This is a genomic window from Streptococcus pasteurianus, from assembly GCF_004843545.1.
GTDB lineage: Bacteria > Bacillota > Bacilli > Lactobacillales > Streptococcaceae > Streptococcus > Streptococcus pasteurianus.
Map to the genome: position 1 here is coordinate 1,301,060 of NZ_CP039457.1, position 15,116 is coordinate 1,316,175.

Genomic DNA, 15,116 nt, shown 5'->3' on the forward strand with positions numbered 1-15,116 from the left:
ACCTCCAAACACTATTATAGCATTTTCTAGCAAAGGAGTCAGAATTTACCTAAAAAGCCACCAACGGTAGCTTTTTGTCTCCTATAATAAATCATCAATCAAGTCATCAACCTCATCGTGGTCTGCTTGTGGAGTGATTGTTGTTACTTTAATGCCTGCAACCGCACGCTCAACAAGTCCTTCAACGTCCATACGTTTTTCGTATTGTTCAACATTTTTGATTTTTGGATTTGTTTTTGGGCGGTCAGGTGCAAAAATAGTACAGCAGTCCTCAAATGGTTGAATTGAAATGTCGAAAGTATCGATTTTTTGAGCAATATCAATGATTTCTAATTTATCCATTGTGACAACTGGACGAATAATTGGGGTTGCGGTTACCGCATTAATGGCACGCATGCTTTCAAGTGTTTGACTGGCAACTTGTCCAAGACTTTCACCATTAATAATCACTAAACCATTACGTTCTTCACGGATAAGGTCAGTAATACGCATCATGAAACGACGTGTCAAAGTCATCAAGTAAGCTTCAGGTGCTTTTTCTTTAATTTCTTCTTGAATTTCTGTAAATGGCACTTCGATGAAATCAATATTACCACCAAATTTAGTCAACTTACGTGTCAAATCTTGGGCTTTTTTAAGAGCACCTGGGCTTGTATAAGGTGGGCTAGCAAAGTGAACTGCCTCAATATCAACCCCACGTTTAAGAGCAAGGTAACCTGCAACTGGTGAATCAATTCCGCCAGAAAGCATCAACATTCCTCGTCCTGCTGTTCCGACAGGGAGACCACCAGCACCTTTGATATTTTCATAGGAAAGGTAAGCTGCTTCTTCACGAATTTCCACTTTCAAGTTGACATCTGGACCTTTCATTTGAGCTTGGATATCTGGTAAAACCTCAAATACAGCAGAACCAAGGTATTGGTTCAATTCGCGACTATCCATTTCAAAGTTATGGTCGCTACGTTTACTTGTAATTTTAAAAGTTAGTCCTTCGTGATAAACATCTTTCATCACATCTTGAACTGCTTTCTTAATAGTTTCAAGATTTTTCTCAACTTTGTATGATGGCGAGAAGCCTTGAATCCCAAAAATTTGTTTCAATGATTCAGCAACTGATACGTAATCTGTGCCATTTAAATAAATGTGAGCACGGTCACGGTCAGCAACAACACGCACATCTGGATAAATTGAAAGAACGTGTTTCATGTTATGTTTCAATTTATTGATGAAACGCATACGGTTCTTTCCTTTGGTTGATAGTTCGCCGTAACGAACCATAATTTCTGAATACTGCATAGTTTATTAAAGAGAAAACTCTCTTTATCCTTTCTTATTATCTTACTTTTTTGGTTTTTTCGTAAACTTGTTTGAAAATCGTTAGAAATTGCTCAACTTGTCCCATGTCATTATCATCATCAAGACTGATTCGGACAGCTGATTGTGCTAATTTCGTTGGAACGCCCATAGCAATCAATGTTCCAGCAGGTTTTCCAGCTTTTGATGAACAAGCTGATGTGGTTGAAATGTAAATTTCGTGTTCTTCGAAAGCATGAACCACAACTTCACCACGAACCCCTTTAATTCCAAAGGTTAAAATATTTGGAGCAAATGTATCATCTTTACCTGAGAAAATAACAATATCTTTATGCTTAGCTAGCTCGTCATAGATAACTTCTTTCATCTTGGCAATTTTCGGAAGAGCATAAGCTTCTTTATCAGTCACCAAGCGAAGTGCTTTAGCCGTAGCCGCAATTCCTGCTACATTTTCAGTTGTAGAACGAAGGTCACCTTCCTGACCACCACCAGCTAATAATGGGGTTAATTTTTTTCCTTCTTTTTTATAAATGAAACCAACCCCACGAACGCTGTGGAATTTATGCCCTGAAAAGCTTGCAAAATCAACACGGTCAGTTAAATAATCCGCCGATGGAATTTTTCCAATAGCTTGAACAGCATCCACATGGAATGAAATGCCTTGCTTATCAGCTAATAATTCAGAAATTTCTTTAATCGGTTGGATAGAGCCAATCTCATTATTTACTGCCATGATTGATACCAAAGTTGTATCTGGTCGCAAAAGCGCAGCTAATGCTTTGATATCCACAAAGCCTTGGTCATTAACAGGTGCATATGAAACATCAAAACCGTGTTCGCTTAGCCATTTTGCCGACTCTTTAACCGCTGGGTGTTCAATATCTGAAACGATGATGTGTTTGCCATAACGTTCTTTTTCAAAGGCAACACCTTTAAGTACCCAGTTATCACTTTCTGTACCACCAGACGTAAAAATAATTTCAGTACTCTTAACCCCTAATAAATCCGCAATTTGCTTGCGACTAGCTTCTAAAATACGACTAGCCTTTGTTCCTAAATTATGCAAACTTGAGGGATTTCCAAATATCTTGCTAGCAACTTCCTGATAAGTGCGTAACACTTCAGGATAGGGAATTGTTGTAGCTGAATTATCAAAATATATCATTTTTTCTTCCTTCACAAAAATCAATACTATCATTATAGCACAGACTTTTATGAGTGTGAAAGTTTTAATTTTAAGTTTTTTTAAGGTTAACTTTAAGAATTTGACGTACAATAATTTTTGAAACAAAAAAATTCTAACGCTGGACATTTAAAAAGAATATTTTATAATAGAGTCATATGCGAAAAAGGAGTTAATCATGTCTCAAAAATACTCAAGACGTCAAAAATCATCATCAAAAAACGATAAGTCAGCTGCCCCAACAAAACACATTAAGACAGGTTTTTCTGCCCTTCAAAAAACAGTTGCTCTTATTGGTTCTATTCTTAGTATCATTGTGGCAAGTATTACCATTAGCAATGCCTTAAAGGGGTCAAACTCAAAGACAACAGATAAATCAACAACGACAACAACTGTTATCATCAAAGAAAGTGACAGCGATAGTAAAACAGATACTTCCGCTTCGACAACTTATTCAAGTTCTGCTTCTGCTAATAATAACTATAATAGTGGTTCTAACAACAGTAACAACAATACTTACAGTTCAAGTTCAGATACCACTTATAGTTCAAGCTCTGCTACAAGCCAAAGTTCAACAACACCATCAAGTTCAGATACAACTTCTGACGATACCACTACAGGTAGCAACACCGAAACAACTGAGTAATCGTTACTAGTGCTAATATCGTTTTCAGCGATTATTTGCTCCTTCTATTGATTTTCAACCGTCTCAATCACACTCAAAAGAGGTGAGTACACTAAGTTCTCACCTCTTTTTTACGAATTTAATCAAAAAGTTATGAATTATATTGAAACGTTAAACTGGATTCATTCTCATAAAGCTAACGGACGTCGTCCGAGCCTTGAGCGGATGCAGTATTTACTAGCATTGCTCGACAATCCGCAAGATAAATTTCCTGCGATTCACGTCGTCGGAACTAATGGCAAAGGTTCAACAACAAGCTTTTTACAACATATTTTAACTGCTTCTGGTTACAAGACTGGTACTTTCACATCGCCATTTATCACTCGTTTTAATGAGCGCATTGCTATTGATAGCATTGAAATCCCTGACCAGGATTTGGTAAAAACAGTTCAAGCTATTAAACCACTTGTTGATAGCGCAAAATTTCAAGACAAGGTCGGTAAAGTGACCGAATTTGAATTAGTCACTGCTCTCATGTTTTATTATTTTGCAGTCATTAATCCTATCGATATTGCGGTCATCGAAGCTGGTATTGGTGGCACTTACGATTCAACCAATGTTTTCACAGCCAAAGCTGTCATTTGCCCCTCAATCAGCATCGACCACCGAGAAACACTCGGCAATTCCCTAGCTGAGATTGCTCAGCACAAAGCAGGTGTCTTAAAAACAAACGTTCCCTTTATTTTTGGAAAAATGGCAGAGCCCGTTCGCCGCGTTTTTTATCAGAAAGCCGAAGAGACAATGTCCAGCATTTATGAGTTAGGAAAAGATTTTTCGTTTATGGAAAATGGCAGAGCTTTTGATATGATTTATCATCAGACTATTATTCCAGATATTCAGCTTAAAATGCTTGGTAAACACCAAAAAACTAACGCCTCTTTGGCAGCTATGACTGCATTGATTCTTCAAAAACAATTGCCAGCTATTACACCAATTACAATCAAAACTGGTCTGGAAGAGACTGTTTGGGCAGGACGTTGTGAACTCATCAAGCCAAATCTAATGCTAGATGGTGCTCATAACGAAGATTCTATCGCCAAATTAGTTGACTTACTAAAGAATGACTTTGCTCAACAAAACAGTCACATTTTATTTGCAGGGCTAAATCGCAAGCCTTTAACACAAATGCTGGAAGAATTGTCCACCTATGACTTAACCGTCACAACATTTGATTTCTATCAGGCGCAGGCATTGTCAGACTACCCAGAACAATACCCAAAAGTTGCTGATTACAAAGACTGGCTTTCAAGAGTAGATGACAATCCAGAAGACTTATTTGTTGTGACAGGGTCACTTTATTTCATTTCTGAAGTTCGGAATCACTTGTTAAATCACTAATCCCACCTGATTTTCCAGATGGGATTTCTTTTTTTCTTTAATTTAGACTTTCTGAAAATTTACGTTTAATAAAGTTGGCAGACTTTTCAAGTTTTGCTTCTTCTTCTGCTGGTAATGTCAATTTTATTTGCTCGATAATTCCTTCACGTCCAACAATGGCAGGATAGCTAAGATAAGTATCAAGCGGTTCATAATAATTTGACACTGGTAATTCTTCGTGGCTATCTGACACAATAGCCAAAGCTAAACGGATTGCCGCACTTGCAATGCCATAGCTAGTGTATTTTTTACCGTAGAAAACAGTATGCCCACCAATCATCGCTTCATGAGCAATTTCGTCCAAAGTCTTAGCATCTGTAAATGTTGAAATAGGTTGCCCCTTCACACGCACTTGGCTCCATGCTGTAAATTGAGAATTCCCATGCTCACCTAAATTATAGCCATAAACACTACGAGCATCTACACCGAAACGTTCTGAAACTGCACGTTTCATACGTGCTGTATCAAGCAACGTTCCCGTACCAATGACGCGTTCCTTAGGAAGCCCTGAATAATGTTGATAAAGGCTAGTCACAACATCAACAGGATTAGAAATCGCGATAATAATACCTTTAAAACCAACTTCTTTTAATTTTTTAGCAACAAGTGGTACTTGTTTTGCTGTAAAAGGCAATTCTGCAAAACGATCCGCATCTGGATTGTCCTGCAAAGCAATATTCCCCAAAGCTGAAATCACAACATCTGCATCTGCCAACGCTTGATAATCATTAACAACGATATTAGCATGCTGATTGAGATTAGCTGCCGCATCTGTAAAATCAACAGCATCCGCCGTAACTTTCTTTTCGTTAATATCTATCAAAACATAATCATCAAATGCACCTTGAGCAATCAAACCATGAGCAACTGTTGACCCAACATGCCCCATTCCAATAATTCCGACCTTACGTGACATACAAGATTCCCCCTTATAAAGTTATCACTCATTATAGACCTTTGATTCAGAAAATACGAAAACAACCTAACAAAGAATGTCAGGTTGTAAAATATCATTATTTCAAAAGGTCTTGCAAAGGTCCAAAGACAATTTTTTCAATGTCAGATACATAAACTGACAAAGCTTGTTGCGCATCGAGGTAAGCTTTCAGAACTGGATTAGTTTCAATTTTAGCTCCTAATTCTTGCATTTTAGCCTGTTCATCACCAGTAGGCATTTGTCCAGATTGCAATTTAGCATAAAGCCCTTGTTGGAAATCTGTAAATTCTTTGAAAAGTTCTTTAGCTGCCGTATCTGCTTCAATCGCTGCACGACTTTCTTCAGCTTTTTTATACTCTGGAAGGGCACGGATGCCACGTTCTAATTCATTTGCTAAATCATAAATATTTGCCATAGTAATTCTCCTTAATTAACATAAACTTTATAATCAGTATTTTCACTGATAACTTTCTTAGCGTGTTCAAAATCTTTGATATTCTTAAGAGAAATTTGCAAAATGCCGTTAATATCCTCACGGTTTTCTTCGTTAATGTGGATGTTAACCAAAGATGTTCCACGAAGTAGTTCCAAGATTTCCAAGATAACATCTTCTTCATCAGGAACATCAACAAAAATATCAAAACCGCTTTCGACACCACCACGTTTGTGAATGTTCATTTCCTTGCGGGTTTCTTTGGCATGGTTAAAATAATTCCAAATAGCATCGGCGTCATTTTGCGAAATAAGCTCCGCAACGCCATCAAGTCTGTTTTTAAAATCATCAATACGTTCTAAAACCGCAGCCTTATTGGTTAGTAAAATACTAGTCCACATACCTGGTTCGCTTTCCGCAATACGTGTCATATCACGAAAACCTCCAGCCGCAAAGTGGTTAGTCATCTCATGTTCCGAAGCATAATCCCCAGCTTGTTCCATTAAACTAGCTGCCAAAATATGTGGAAAATGCGAAATTTGACTTGTAACACGGTCGTGCTCAGCAGCATCAATTTCAATGTAGCGCGCATGAAGCCCTGACAAAATAACTTTCATGTCAGCAATTGTGCTGGCATCTGTCAGCCTTGACGGCGTGAAAATATAATAAGCATTTTCAAATAAATTGACTTCAGCAGCAATGGCACCAGATTTATGAGAACCTGCCATAGGATGAGAGCCAACAAAACGAACGCTTTGTCCAGCAAGGTATTTTTCACCAGCTTCGACAATTTCACGTTTTGTAGAACCTGCATCTGTAATAATGACATTGTCTTTCAAATCCATATCAGCTAAAACCTTAATAAATTCAATAGTTTGCTTAATCGGCACAGCTAATACAATGACATCGGCTAAGGGCGCAAATTCTTTAAAATCAGCAGTCGCTTCATCCACAATTCCACGTTCAAGGGCAACGTTGCGTGATTTATCAGAGCGATTATAACCAAGAATTTTATAATCAGGGTGGTCACGTCTGATTCCCAAGGCAAGGGAACCGCCAATTAAACCTAAACCTGCAATATAAATCACTTTATTTTCCATAGTTACTCCATTTCTGATTTGCTAATCTTTATAGCAATATTGGAGAGCCAATGCCCTCCTATTGTCAAAATGTTATATTTTTAAAAATGTTTGACATAATCACGATGACGAGCAACAGCTTCTTTTAATTCTTCAAGATTATCAGAAGAGAATTTTTCAAGAATTTCATCTGTCACAACAGTTGCAACAACTGCTTCCATAACGACACCTGCTGCTGGAAGAGCTGTTGGGTCTGAACGTTCAACCGTTGCTTTATATGGCTCATGTGTTTTAATATCAACTGACATCAAAGGTTTATAAAGTGTTGGAATAGGTTTCATGACTCCTCGAACAACAATTGGTTGTCCATTAGTCATACCACCTTCAAAACCACCAAGATTATTGGTACGACGAGTGTAGCCATCTTCTTCGGTCCAAAGAATTTCATCCATGACTTGGCTTCCTTTGAGGTAACCATCTTTAAATCCTAAACCAAATTCAACTCCCTTGAAAGCATTGATTGAAACGACCGCACCTGCAATTTTTGCATCAAGTTTCTTGTCCCATTGAACATAAGAACCAAGACCAACTGGAACGCCACCAACAACAGTTTCAACAACACCGCCAATAGTATCACCATCTTTTTTGATTTGGTCAATATAATCTTTGATTTCTTGTTCACGCTCTTGATTGACAATTGAAACTTCTGATTGACTAGCCAATTCTTTAATTTGTGAAACAGTCAGTCCCTCTGGAACATCAATCTCTTTGCCACCAAAAACAACAACGTGATTAGCAATTTCGATATCAAGCTCTGCTAAAATACGTTTTGCCACCGCTCCAACGGCTACACGCATTGTTGTTTCACGTGCAGATGAGCGTTCAAGAGAATTACGCAAATCTTCAAAACGGTATTTCATCCCACCAACAAGGTCAGCATGCCCTGGACGCGGATGAGTAATTTTACGTTTTGTTTTTAAGCTATCATCAATATCCTCAACCGCCATAATATCAAGCCATTTTTCATGGTCTTTATTGATGACATGAAGGGTAATTGGAGCACCAGTTGTTTTTCCATGACGTACACCAGATGTGATTTCAACCTTATCTGATTCGATTTTCATACGTCCACCACGCCCATAACCACCTTGACGTCGCTTTAAGTCAACATTAATATCCTCAGCAGTCAAAGGAAGCCCGGCAGGAATTCCTTCAATAATTGCTGTCAAACGTGGTCCATGGGATTCACCAGCTGTCAAATATCTCATCTTACTTCTCCAAATACTCTTTCATCTCTTCAAGTGGAATCTGATTGATTGCTGCGCCACCAAGCTCTGGTACAATAACTGTCTTAATCATTTTACCGCGAGCTTTCTTATCATGTACTAAAGCACTATAAAGTTCGTCAACATGCCATGGTTCGTAATCTGTAGGTAAACCAAATTTTTGGCACATGTCAAAAATTTCTTCCGTAATACCTTGAGGCATCAAGCCTTTTTTCTCAGCAACACGAGAAATTTGTACCATTCCAATGGCAACAGCTTCACCGTGCATGACTTTTCCATAGCCCGCAGTCGCTTCAACCGCATGACCAATGGTATGGCCAAAGTTAAGATAAAGGCGAACACCATTATCAAGTTCATCTTCAACAACAACCTTACGTTTAACATTGCACGAACGGTAAATAATACTCTCAGCATGCTCTAAAATGCTTTCAGGGGAGCCATCCATAGCAGATAATTCTTTCCAAAGTTCAACATCATCAATCAAACCATATTTGATAACTTCCCCCATACCTTCAATGAGTTCACGTTTGCCAAGACTTTGTAAAGTTTCAGGATCAATTAAAACACCATCTGGTTGGGTAAATGTCCCCACCATATTTTTGGCAAATGGCGTATTAACCCCTGTTTTACCACCAATAGATGAATCAACTTGAGCTGTTAAACTCGTCGGAATTTGTAAGAAATGAATGCCACGCATATAAGTAGAGGCTACAAAACCTGCTAAATCTCCTACGACACCACCACCAAGCGCAACAATACCGTCACTGCGTGTCATACCATTTTTAACAAGAAATTCATAAACTTTGTTAACTGTTTTTAAATTTTTAGAAGCTTCACCTTCCAAAAAGCCAAAGACAATCACTTCAAAACCAGCATTTTCAATGCTTCGCTTAATCTTTTCAGCATATAAACTGCCAACATGATTATCAGTAATAATAGCGATTTTTTGTGGTTTCCAAAGTTTTTTGACCCAATCACCAGCTTTTGATAAGATACCTTTTTCAATCACAATATCATAAGGTGTCTGTGGGAGATTAACATTCAATTTCATTCGCATCACCTATCAGTTGTTCTTATTTCGTGTTATATTTTTCTTCAAGCGCTGACCAGATTTCAGCTGTAGGCATTGTTTCACCAGTCCAGGTTTCGAAAGCTTCAGCAGCTTGGAATAAAAGCATTCCTAAACCATTAAAAGCTGTTAAGCCTTTGCTACGAACTAATTTCAAAAATGGTGTTTCAAATGGTTGATAAATCGTATCAGCAACCAACAAACCTGCTGGAAATTCAAAATTTTCTGTAATAATCATTGATTTTCCGTCCATACCTACGCTTGTAGCATTGACGAAAAGTTGTGAATCTAAGACTTTTTCTTGAATTGTTTTTAAATCTTCAACTGGATAAACAGCGATAGATACACCCGTTTTATCGGAAAATTCTTGCGCTTTCTCACGTGTCGCCTCTAAAAACTGAGTTTGGTTAAAAATGTTAATATGACTAGCACCATTAAGACTAGCTTGCGCAATGAGTGCTGTGGCAGCTCCTCCGCCACCAAGAATCGTCATCGTTTTATCTTTAACATCAAAATCAGCAAATGTCGCTAGACTTCTGAAGAAACCAATACCATCTGTATTGTGACCAATTAATTTGCCATCACGATTGATAACCGTATTAACAGCCCCAATCAATTGGGCAGAATCAGTCAATTCATCCATGTAAGGAATCACTTTTTGTTTGTAAGGCATTGAAATGTTCACGCCAAACATATCATAGCGTTTTACATTTTCTAACGTAATTGCCAAATCTTCTTCAGGAATATCCCAAGCGACATAAACACCATTAACACCGGTTTTATCAAAAGCATAGTTATGAATAAATGGTGAAATAGAATGTTTAATCGGTGTTGCAACAACCGCAGCTAAGCGCGTGTATCCATTAATCTGCATCAAGTACCTCCCTAATATGTTTCATATCTGCAAGAGCAACCTGTCCAGGCGCACTTGCTTGATCCAAACTAGCGAATGACCACGAAGCGCCAAAAACATCAACAGCAAAACGTGAAACGCGTCCAAGTTTTCCCATAGACATCGTTGCGTATTCTTGTTCTGGATTTAATGTTTTGAAACCACGTGTGTAATTCATCAAATCCAACACATCTTGTTTACTCTGTGGCATAACAGCAACTTTAACCACACGTGGAGCAAGGGCCGTTAGTTCAGAAAATGACTCCATCAAATTCTCAGGGGTTTCATCAAAATTATGATATGACAAAACAAGATTTGGGAAGTCTAACATTTGTTGAAAAGCTTCTTTATGAGAAAAATATTCAAAATCAACGTAATCTGGGTGGTAAATAGCATTAATATTTTTCAAAAGCTCAACATAGTCATCGTCAGATAAGTTAATGTTGCCACCTTCCTTATCCGTACGAATGGTAAAAATAATTTCTCGACCTGAAAATTTTTCAAAAATAGCTGGCGCAACAGTCATAATGTCATCCTTATCTAAGAAATCTGCTCGCCACTCAATAATATCGACTTCGTCGAATTTCGAAATATCAATCGACTGTGCCTCTTCTAAATTTTTAGGCATTATAGGTACTACTATTTTCATTTTTTAACCTTTATTGTAAATACTTTCAAATAATTACTGTTGACATCTGCTTTGTTAACCGTGAAATCACTTGGCAATTGTTGCAAACGGACATAGTCATGTTTAACAGAAGCAAAGCCTTTTTCTAACTGCTTTTTAAATTGTGCGACCGTCAAGTTAGCTGCATTAGTTGAAGCAATAATAGTGCCATTTTCTGACATAACTTCCAAAGCTTGACTAATCAAACGGTGGTAGTCTTTAGCGACAGAAAATGTTTGCTTTTTATTCCGTGCAAAACTTGGTGGGTCAATAACAATCAAATCAAAAGTCAATTGTTTACGTTTTGCGTATTTGAAATACTCAAAAACATCCATTACCACAAAATGGTGATTACTCAAATCAAGACCATTCGCTTCAAAATGCGCTTGTGACAATTCACGTGAGCGTTTTGCAAGGTCAACAGATGTTGTTTCAGTAGCGCCACCCATTGCTGCTGCTACTGAAAATGCCGCGGTATATGAAAACATATTAAGGACACGTTTTCCAAGTCCAAGTTCATTAATCAAAGCATCACGAACGTCATGTTGGTCTAGAAAAATTCCTGTCATCAACCCGTCATTCATAAAAACACTGTATTTGACACCATTTTCTAAAATGGTAAATGACGCTGGTGCCTCTTGACCATAAATATGAGCTGATTCGTAATCAAGTCCTTTAAAACGAATTTTCTCATAACCGCCTTTGATAGCTGGATAAACTTTTTGGAAGGCATTTATAATAACATCGCGATGCTGATAAATAAACATATTATACCAAGAAAATACGACAAAATCAGCATAACGATCTATCGTCACACCACCAAAATTATCTCCATCTTGATTAAATAATCGATAAGCTGTTGTTAAATCTGAATTTTCAAAGTTTTGGCGTTGTTTTTTAGCTTTTGTAAACAAGTCCACAAAATAAGATTCTGTCAATTCAATTTTTCTTGGACCTAAAAACCAACCGATTCCCTTATTTTGTCGAGACAAGTAAGCCGTTCCTAGAAATTGATGAGAATGATTGTAAACAGCAACCGACTGATTATCAAAATCAAGTTGATGAAAATCTCTTCCATCCAAAAGTTGAATGCCACGCTTAATTTTCTTTTCAACGAAAGAATCCACGTATAGTTTGTTCATGAAGCCTATTATATCAAAAATTCAGAATTTTTCCTACTAAATTTTATATTTCTCACACATAACAAAAAAGTTTTTATGATATAATTGAAACTGAGATTTTATCTTTAGGAAAAAAAATAAAGGAAGTTCCTACAGTGAAGAAATTGAAACAAGTTATCTCACACGTGCTAAACACACGCTTGGGATTCATTTTGACGCTTTTGTTTATGTATTGGCTAAAAACCATGTGGGCTTACCATGTTGATTTTAGTCTTGATTTGGGAAATTTATATCAAGTTTTCCTTTCAATAATTAACCCCATTCCGATTGGTTTGCTTTTACTTGGATTAAGCCTTTATATTAAAAGGACACGTGTTTTTTATGCCGTTAGTTGGATTATTTACACTATTTTAAATATTCTACTTATCGCTAACGCCATTTATTTCCGTGAGTTTTCTGATTTTATTACTGTTAGTGCAATGCTTGCAAGTAGTAAGGTTTCTGCTGGTTTAGGGGATTCTGCCTTAAATCTACTGCGAGTTTGGGATATTGTCTATGTCCTTGATTATATTATCTTAATTATTTTATTTGCTACAAAAAAAATAAAAACAGATAAACGTCCTTTCAACAAACGTGCTAGTTTTGCATTTACAGCATTATCGGCTCTGCTTTTCTCTATCAACCTTTTTATGGCGGAAATTGATAGACCTGAGTTGCTAACTCGTGGTTTCTCAAATGTCTATGTCGTTAGAGCGCTTGGTTTACCATCTTTCACCGTCTATAGTGCTAACCAAACTTATCAAGCTGAAAAAGAACGTAGTGAAGCAACTGCTGACGATTTGACCGAGGTTAAAGAATACGTCTCAGAACATTATGCAGCACCAAACTCTAAGTATTATGGTATTGCTCAAGGGAAAAATGTTATCGTTATTCATTTGGAAAGTTTCCAACAATTCTTGATTGACTACAAACTGGAAGTTGATGGACAATCTTATGAAGTAACACCATTCCTTAATTCGCTATATCACTCAAACTCAACTATTTCTTTTTCAAACTTCTTTAACCAAGTTAAGGCTGGTAAGACTTCCGATGCCGAAACATTAATGGAAACATCGCTTTTCGGACTTAGCAGTGGATCATATATGGTTAACTATGGTGGAGATAATACAGCGTTTGCTGCTCCTTCTATTCTTGCTCAAACAGGCGGATATACTAGCGCTGTATTCCATGGTAATGTCGGTTCGTTCTGGAATCGTAACAATACTTATAAACAGTGGGGATATGACTACTTCTTTGATTCATCATATTTCCAAGAGCAAACTGATGAAAATTCATTCCAATATGGTTTGAATGATAAATACATGTTTGCTGATTCTATTAAGTATTTAGAACACCTTCAACAACCATTCTATACGAAATTTATCACAGTAAGTAACCACTATCCTTACACTAGCTTAGCCGGAGAATCTGATGAAGAAGGTTTCCCACTAGCTCAAACTGATGATGAGACCATTAATGGTTACTTCGCTACAGCTAATTACCTTGATTCTGCCATTGAGGCTTTCTTCAATTACTTAAAAGAATCTGGTTTATATGACAATTCTATTATCGTGCTTTATGGGGATCACTACGGTATTTCAAATTCAAGAAATACTAGCCTAGCTCCTCTACTTGGTAAAGATTCAGAAACTTGGACAGAGTACGATAATGCTATGCTCCAACGTGTTCCATTTATGATTCACATTCCAGGGTACACAGACGGCTTTATTAGTGACACCTATGGTGGTGAGGTTGATGCCTTACCTACACTTCTTCACTTGCTTGGTGTCGATACTAGCAACTATGTTCAACTTGGACAAGATTTGCTTTCTGAGGATAACGATCAAACTGTTGCTCTCAGAACAGCTGGATATTATATCACACCTACATACACAAGCTATAGTGGACATCTCTACTACACAGCGACTGGTGAAGAAATCACCAATCCAGATGAAAGCACTACTGCGGCAACAAAAGAAATCCGCAATGCCGTTGCTAAACAGCTTTCCGTTAGTGACGAAGTCCAGACGGGAGATTTACTCCGCTTTGACACAGATACTGGTTTAGAAACCGTTGATAGTTCGTCGATTTCCTACTCCAACTCCTTGAAGAGCCTGAAATCGATAGAGAAAAAACTAGGTGATGAATCGACAAGCTTATATAGCGAAAATGGTAACCAATCTACCGTTGACCTCTTTAAAGCTCCAAGCTATATGCAACTGCACAGTAGCTCATCAAGCTCAAGTGATGACGACTCTTAACCGTAATTAGTACAAGAAAAATCCCAATCACTATTACATTTAGTGATTGGGATTTTTCTTGTACTCCTATATTATCATTATCTCCAAAGTCGAAGTTACCTTCTAACTTCTCCTAACTCTCCTCTAGCAGACCCAAAATCGAACTCACAAGTAAATAATAAATCCTGTCTTGCAAACAATATCTTATCACCGTTTTTCGACGGTAATCCCGAACACGCTATTTCAAAATTCTTAACGTCTAAATCATAGCGCACTAGGTAACGATATAAATAGTTCACATGTTTTATTCTATTGAATAAAAAAAGCACTAAGCTGTAAGCTTAGCACTCTTAATTGATTGTAAGTAGAACTTACGTTTGTTTTAATTCTTATTTACCAAGTTTAGCTTTAGCTGCATCTGCAAGAGCTGTGAAAGCTGCTGCATCGTTAACTGCTAAATCAGCAAGCATTTTACGGTTAACTTCGATTTCAGCTAATTTCAAACCGTGCATCAATTGTGAATATGACAAACCATTCATACGAGCTGCCGCATTGATACGTGTGATCCAAAGTTTACGGAAATCACGTTTTTTCTGACGACGGTCACGGTATGCATAGTAGTAAGAGTTCATTACTTGTTCTTTTGCAGTACGGAACAAGATATGTTTTGCACCATAGTAACCTTTAGCAAGTTTCAATACACGTTTACGACGTTTGCGTGATACAACGCCACCTTTAACACGAGCCATTTATATTCTCCTCCAAATAATTCTTAATAATATTGAGTAAATGCT

Annotated in this window: 14 protein-coding genes; 3 read left to right on the forward strand and 11 right to left on the reverse strand. The window is 37.4% G+C overall.

Annotated features, from left to right (window positions below; all coding sequences use genetic code 11):
• Nucleotides 1-81: 81 nt before the first annotated feature.
• Both thiI and E8M05_RS06880 read right to left on the reverse strand, forming a co-directional pair.
• Nucleotides 82-1,296: a tRNA uracil 4-sulfurtransferase ThiI gene (gene thiI / locus E8M05_RS06875; RefSeq protein WP_041973144.1), complete on the reverse strand. Its 1,215-nt coding sequence runs from the start codon at nt 1,294-1,296 to the stop codon at nt 82-84.
• 37 nt (nt 1,297-1,333) lie between these two features.
• Complete coding sequence (locus tag E8M05_RS06880) at nt 1,334-2,479, reverse strand: cysteine desulfurase family protein (protein WP_041973141.1); 1,146 nt, start codon at nt 2,477-2,479, stop codon at nt 1,334-1,336.
• Between the two features lie 196 nt (nt 2,480-2,675).
• Here E8M05_RS06880 and E8M05_RS06885 point away from each other — a divergent pair, with 196 nt between their 5' ends.
• Nucleotides 2,676-3,143: a DUF6556 family protein gene (locus E8M05_RS06885; RefSeq protein WP_003065386.1), complete on the forward strand. Its 468-nt coding sequence runs from the start codon at nt 2,676-2,678 to the stop codon at nt 3,141-3,143.
• 132 nt (nt 3,144-3,275) lie between these two features.
• Nucleotides 3,276-4,520: a bifunctional folylpolyglutamate synthase/dihydrofolate synthase gene (locus E8M05_RS06890; protein WP_003065388.1), complete on the forward strand. Its 1,245-nt coding sequence runs from the start codon at nt 3,276-3,278 to the stop codon at nt 4,518-4,520.
• 37 nt (nt 4,521-4,557) lie between these two features.
• Here the strand turns inward: E8M05_RS06890 and E8M05_RS06895 are convergent, their stop codons facing one another.
• From E8M05_RS06895 to E8M05_RS06930, 8 genes are all read right to left on the reverse strand, one after another.
• A complete protein-coding gene (locus tag E8M05_RS06895; RefSeq protein WP_003065389.1) occupies nt 4,558-5,475 on the reverse strand; it encodes an L-lactate dehydrogenase in 918 nt (305 codons plus the stop codon).
• 97 nt (nt 5,476-5,572) lie between these two features.
• Nucleotides 5,573-5,911: a YlbF/YmcA family competence regulator gene (locus E8M05_RS06900; RefSeq protein WP_003065391.1), complete on the reverse strand. Its 339-nt coding sequence runs from the start codon at nt 5,909-5,911 to the stop codon at nt 5,573-5,575.
• Nucleotides 5,912-5,922: 11 nt separating this feature from the next.
• Nucleotides 5,923-7,029: a prephenate dehydrogenase gene (locus E8M05_RS06905; RefSeq protein ID WP_003065393.1), complete on the reverse strand. Its 1,107-nt coding sequence runs from the start codon at nt 7,027-7,029 to the stop codon at nt 5,923-5,925.
• An 80-nt stretch (nt 7,030-7,109) separates the two neighbouring features.
• Complete coding sequence (gene aroC, locus E8M05_RS06910; RefSeq protein ID WP_003065395.1) at nt 7,110-8,276, reverse strand: chorismate synthase; 1,167 nt, start codon at nt 8,274-8,276, stop codon at nt 7,110-7,112.
• 1 nt (nt 8,277) lies between these two features.
• Nucleotides 8,278-9,345: a 3-dehydroquinate synthase gene (gene aroB / locus E8M05_RS06915; RefSeq protein WP_003065397.1), complete on the reverse strand. Its 1,068-nt coding sequence runs from the start codon at nt 9,343-9,345 to the stop codon at nt 8,278-8,280.
• Between the two features lie 22 nt (nt 9,346-9,367).
• A complete protein-coding gene (locus E8M05_RS06920) occupies nt 9,368-10,237 on the reverse strand; it encodes a shikimate dehydrogenase (protein ID WP_003065398.1) in 870 nt (289 codons plus the stop codon).
• Nucleotides 10,227-10,904: a type I 3-dehydroquinate dehydratase gene (gene aroD / locus E8M05_RS06925; RefSeq protein WP_003065401.1), complete on the reverse strand. Its 678-nt coding sequence runs from the start codon at nt 10,902-10,904 to the stop codon at nt 10,227-10,229. The genes E8M05_RS06920 and aroD overlap by 11 nt, the downstream gene beginning before the upstream one ends.
• Nucleotides 10,901-12,064, reverse strand: coding sequence for a class I SAM-dependent rRNA methyltransferase (locus E8M05_RS06930; protein ID WP_003065403.1), 1,164 nt, complete (start codon nt 12,062-12,064; stop codon nt 10,901-10,903). The genes aroD and E8M05_RS06930 overlap by 4 nt, the downstream gene beginning before the upstream one ends.
• A 134-nt stretch (nt 12,065-12,198) precedes the next feature.
• Here E8M05_RS06930 and E8M05_RS06935 point away from each other — a divergent pair, with 134 nt between their 5' ends.
• Entirely contained in the window at nt 12,199-14,343 is a 2,145-nt protein-coding gene (locus E8M05_RS06935) for an LTA synthase family protein (RefSeq protein WP_041973134.1), read from the forward strand.
• 368 nt (nt 14,344-14,711) lie between these two features.
• Here the strand turns inward: E8M05_RS06935 and rplT are convergent, their stop codons facing one another.
• Entirely contained in the window at nt 14,712-15,071 is a 360-nt protein-coding gene (gene rplT / locus E8M05_RS06945; protein WP_000124839.1) for a 50S ribosomal protein L20, read from the reverse strand.
• Nucleotides 15,072-15,116: the final 45 nt, after the last annotated feature.

What these genes read in the sequence shown, in the direction of transcription:
- E8M05_RS06885 (WP_003065386.1), top strand. Translation starts at nt 2,676, where the DNA reads ATGTCTCAAAAATACTCAAGACGTCAAAAATCATCATCAAAAAACGAT.
- E8M05_RS06890 (WP_003065388.1), top strand. Translation starts at nt 3,276, where the DNA reads ATGAATTATATTGAAACGTTAAACTGGATTCATTCTCATAAAGCTAAC.
- E8M05_RS06930 (WP_003065403.1), bottom strand. Translation starts at nt 12,064, where the DNA reads ATGAACAAACTATACGTGGATTCTTTCGTTGAAAAGAAAATTAAGCGT.
- rplT (WP_000124839.1), bottom strand. Translation starts at nt 15,071, where the DNA reads ATGGCTCGTGTTAAAGGTGGCGTTGTATCACGCAAACGTCGTAAACGT.
- E8M05_RS06900 (WP_003065391.1), bottom strand. Translation starts at nt 5,911, where the DNA reads ATGGCAAATATTTATGATTTAGCAAATGAATTAGAACGTGGCATCCGT.
- E8M05_RS06920 (WP_003065398.1), bottom strand. Translation starts at nt 10,237, where the DNA reads ATGCAGATTAATGGATACACGCGCTTAGCTGCGGTTGTTGCAACACCG.
- E8M05_RS06880 (WP_041973141.1), bottom strand. Translation starts at nt 2,479, where the DNA reads ATGATATATTTTGATAATTCAGCTACAACAATTCCCTATCCTGAAGTG.
- aroD (WP_003065401.1), bottom strand. Translation starts at nt 10,904, where the DNA reads ATGAAAATAGTAGTACCTATAATGCCTAAAAATTTAGAAGAGGCACAG.
- aroC (WP_003065395.1), bottom strand. Translation starts at nt 8,276, where the DNA reads ATGAGATATTTGACAGCTGGTGAATCCCATGGACCACGTTTGACAGCA.
- E8M05_RS06905 (WP_003065393.1), bottom strand. Translation starts at nt 7,029, where the DNA reads ATGGAAAATAAAGTGATTTATATTGCAGGTTTAGGTTTAATTGGCGGT.
- aroB (WP_003065397.1), bottom strand. Translation starts at nt 9,345, where the DNA reads ATGAAATTGAATGTTAATCTCCCACAGACACCTTATGATATTGTGATT.
- thiI (WP_041973144.1), bottom strand. Translation starts at nt 1,296, where the DNA reads ATGCAGTATTCAGAAATTATGGTTCGTTACGGCGAACTATCAACCAAA.
- E8M05_RS06895 (WP_003065389.1), bottom strand. Translation starts at nt 5,475, where the DNA reads ATGTCACGTAAGGTCGGAATTATTGGAATGGGGCATGTTGGGTCAACA.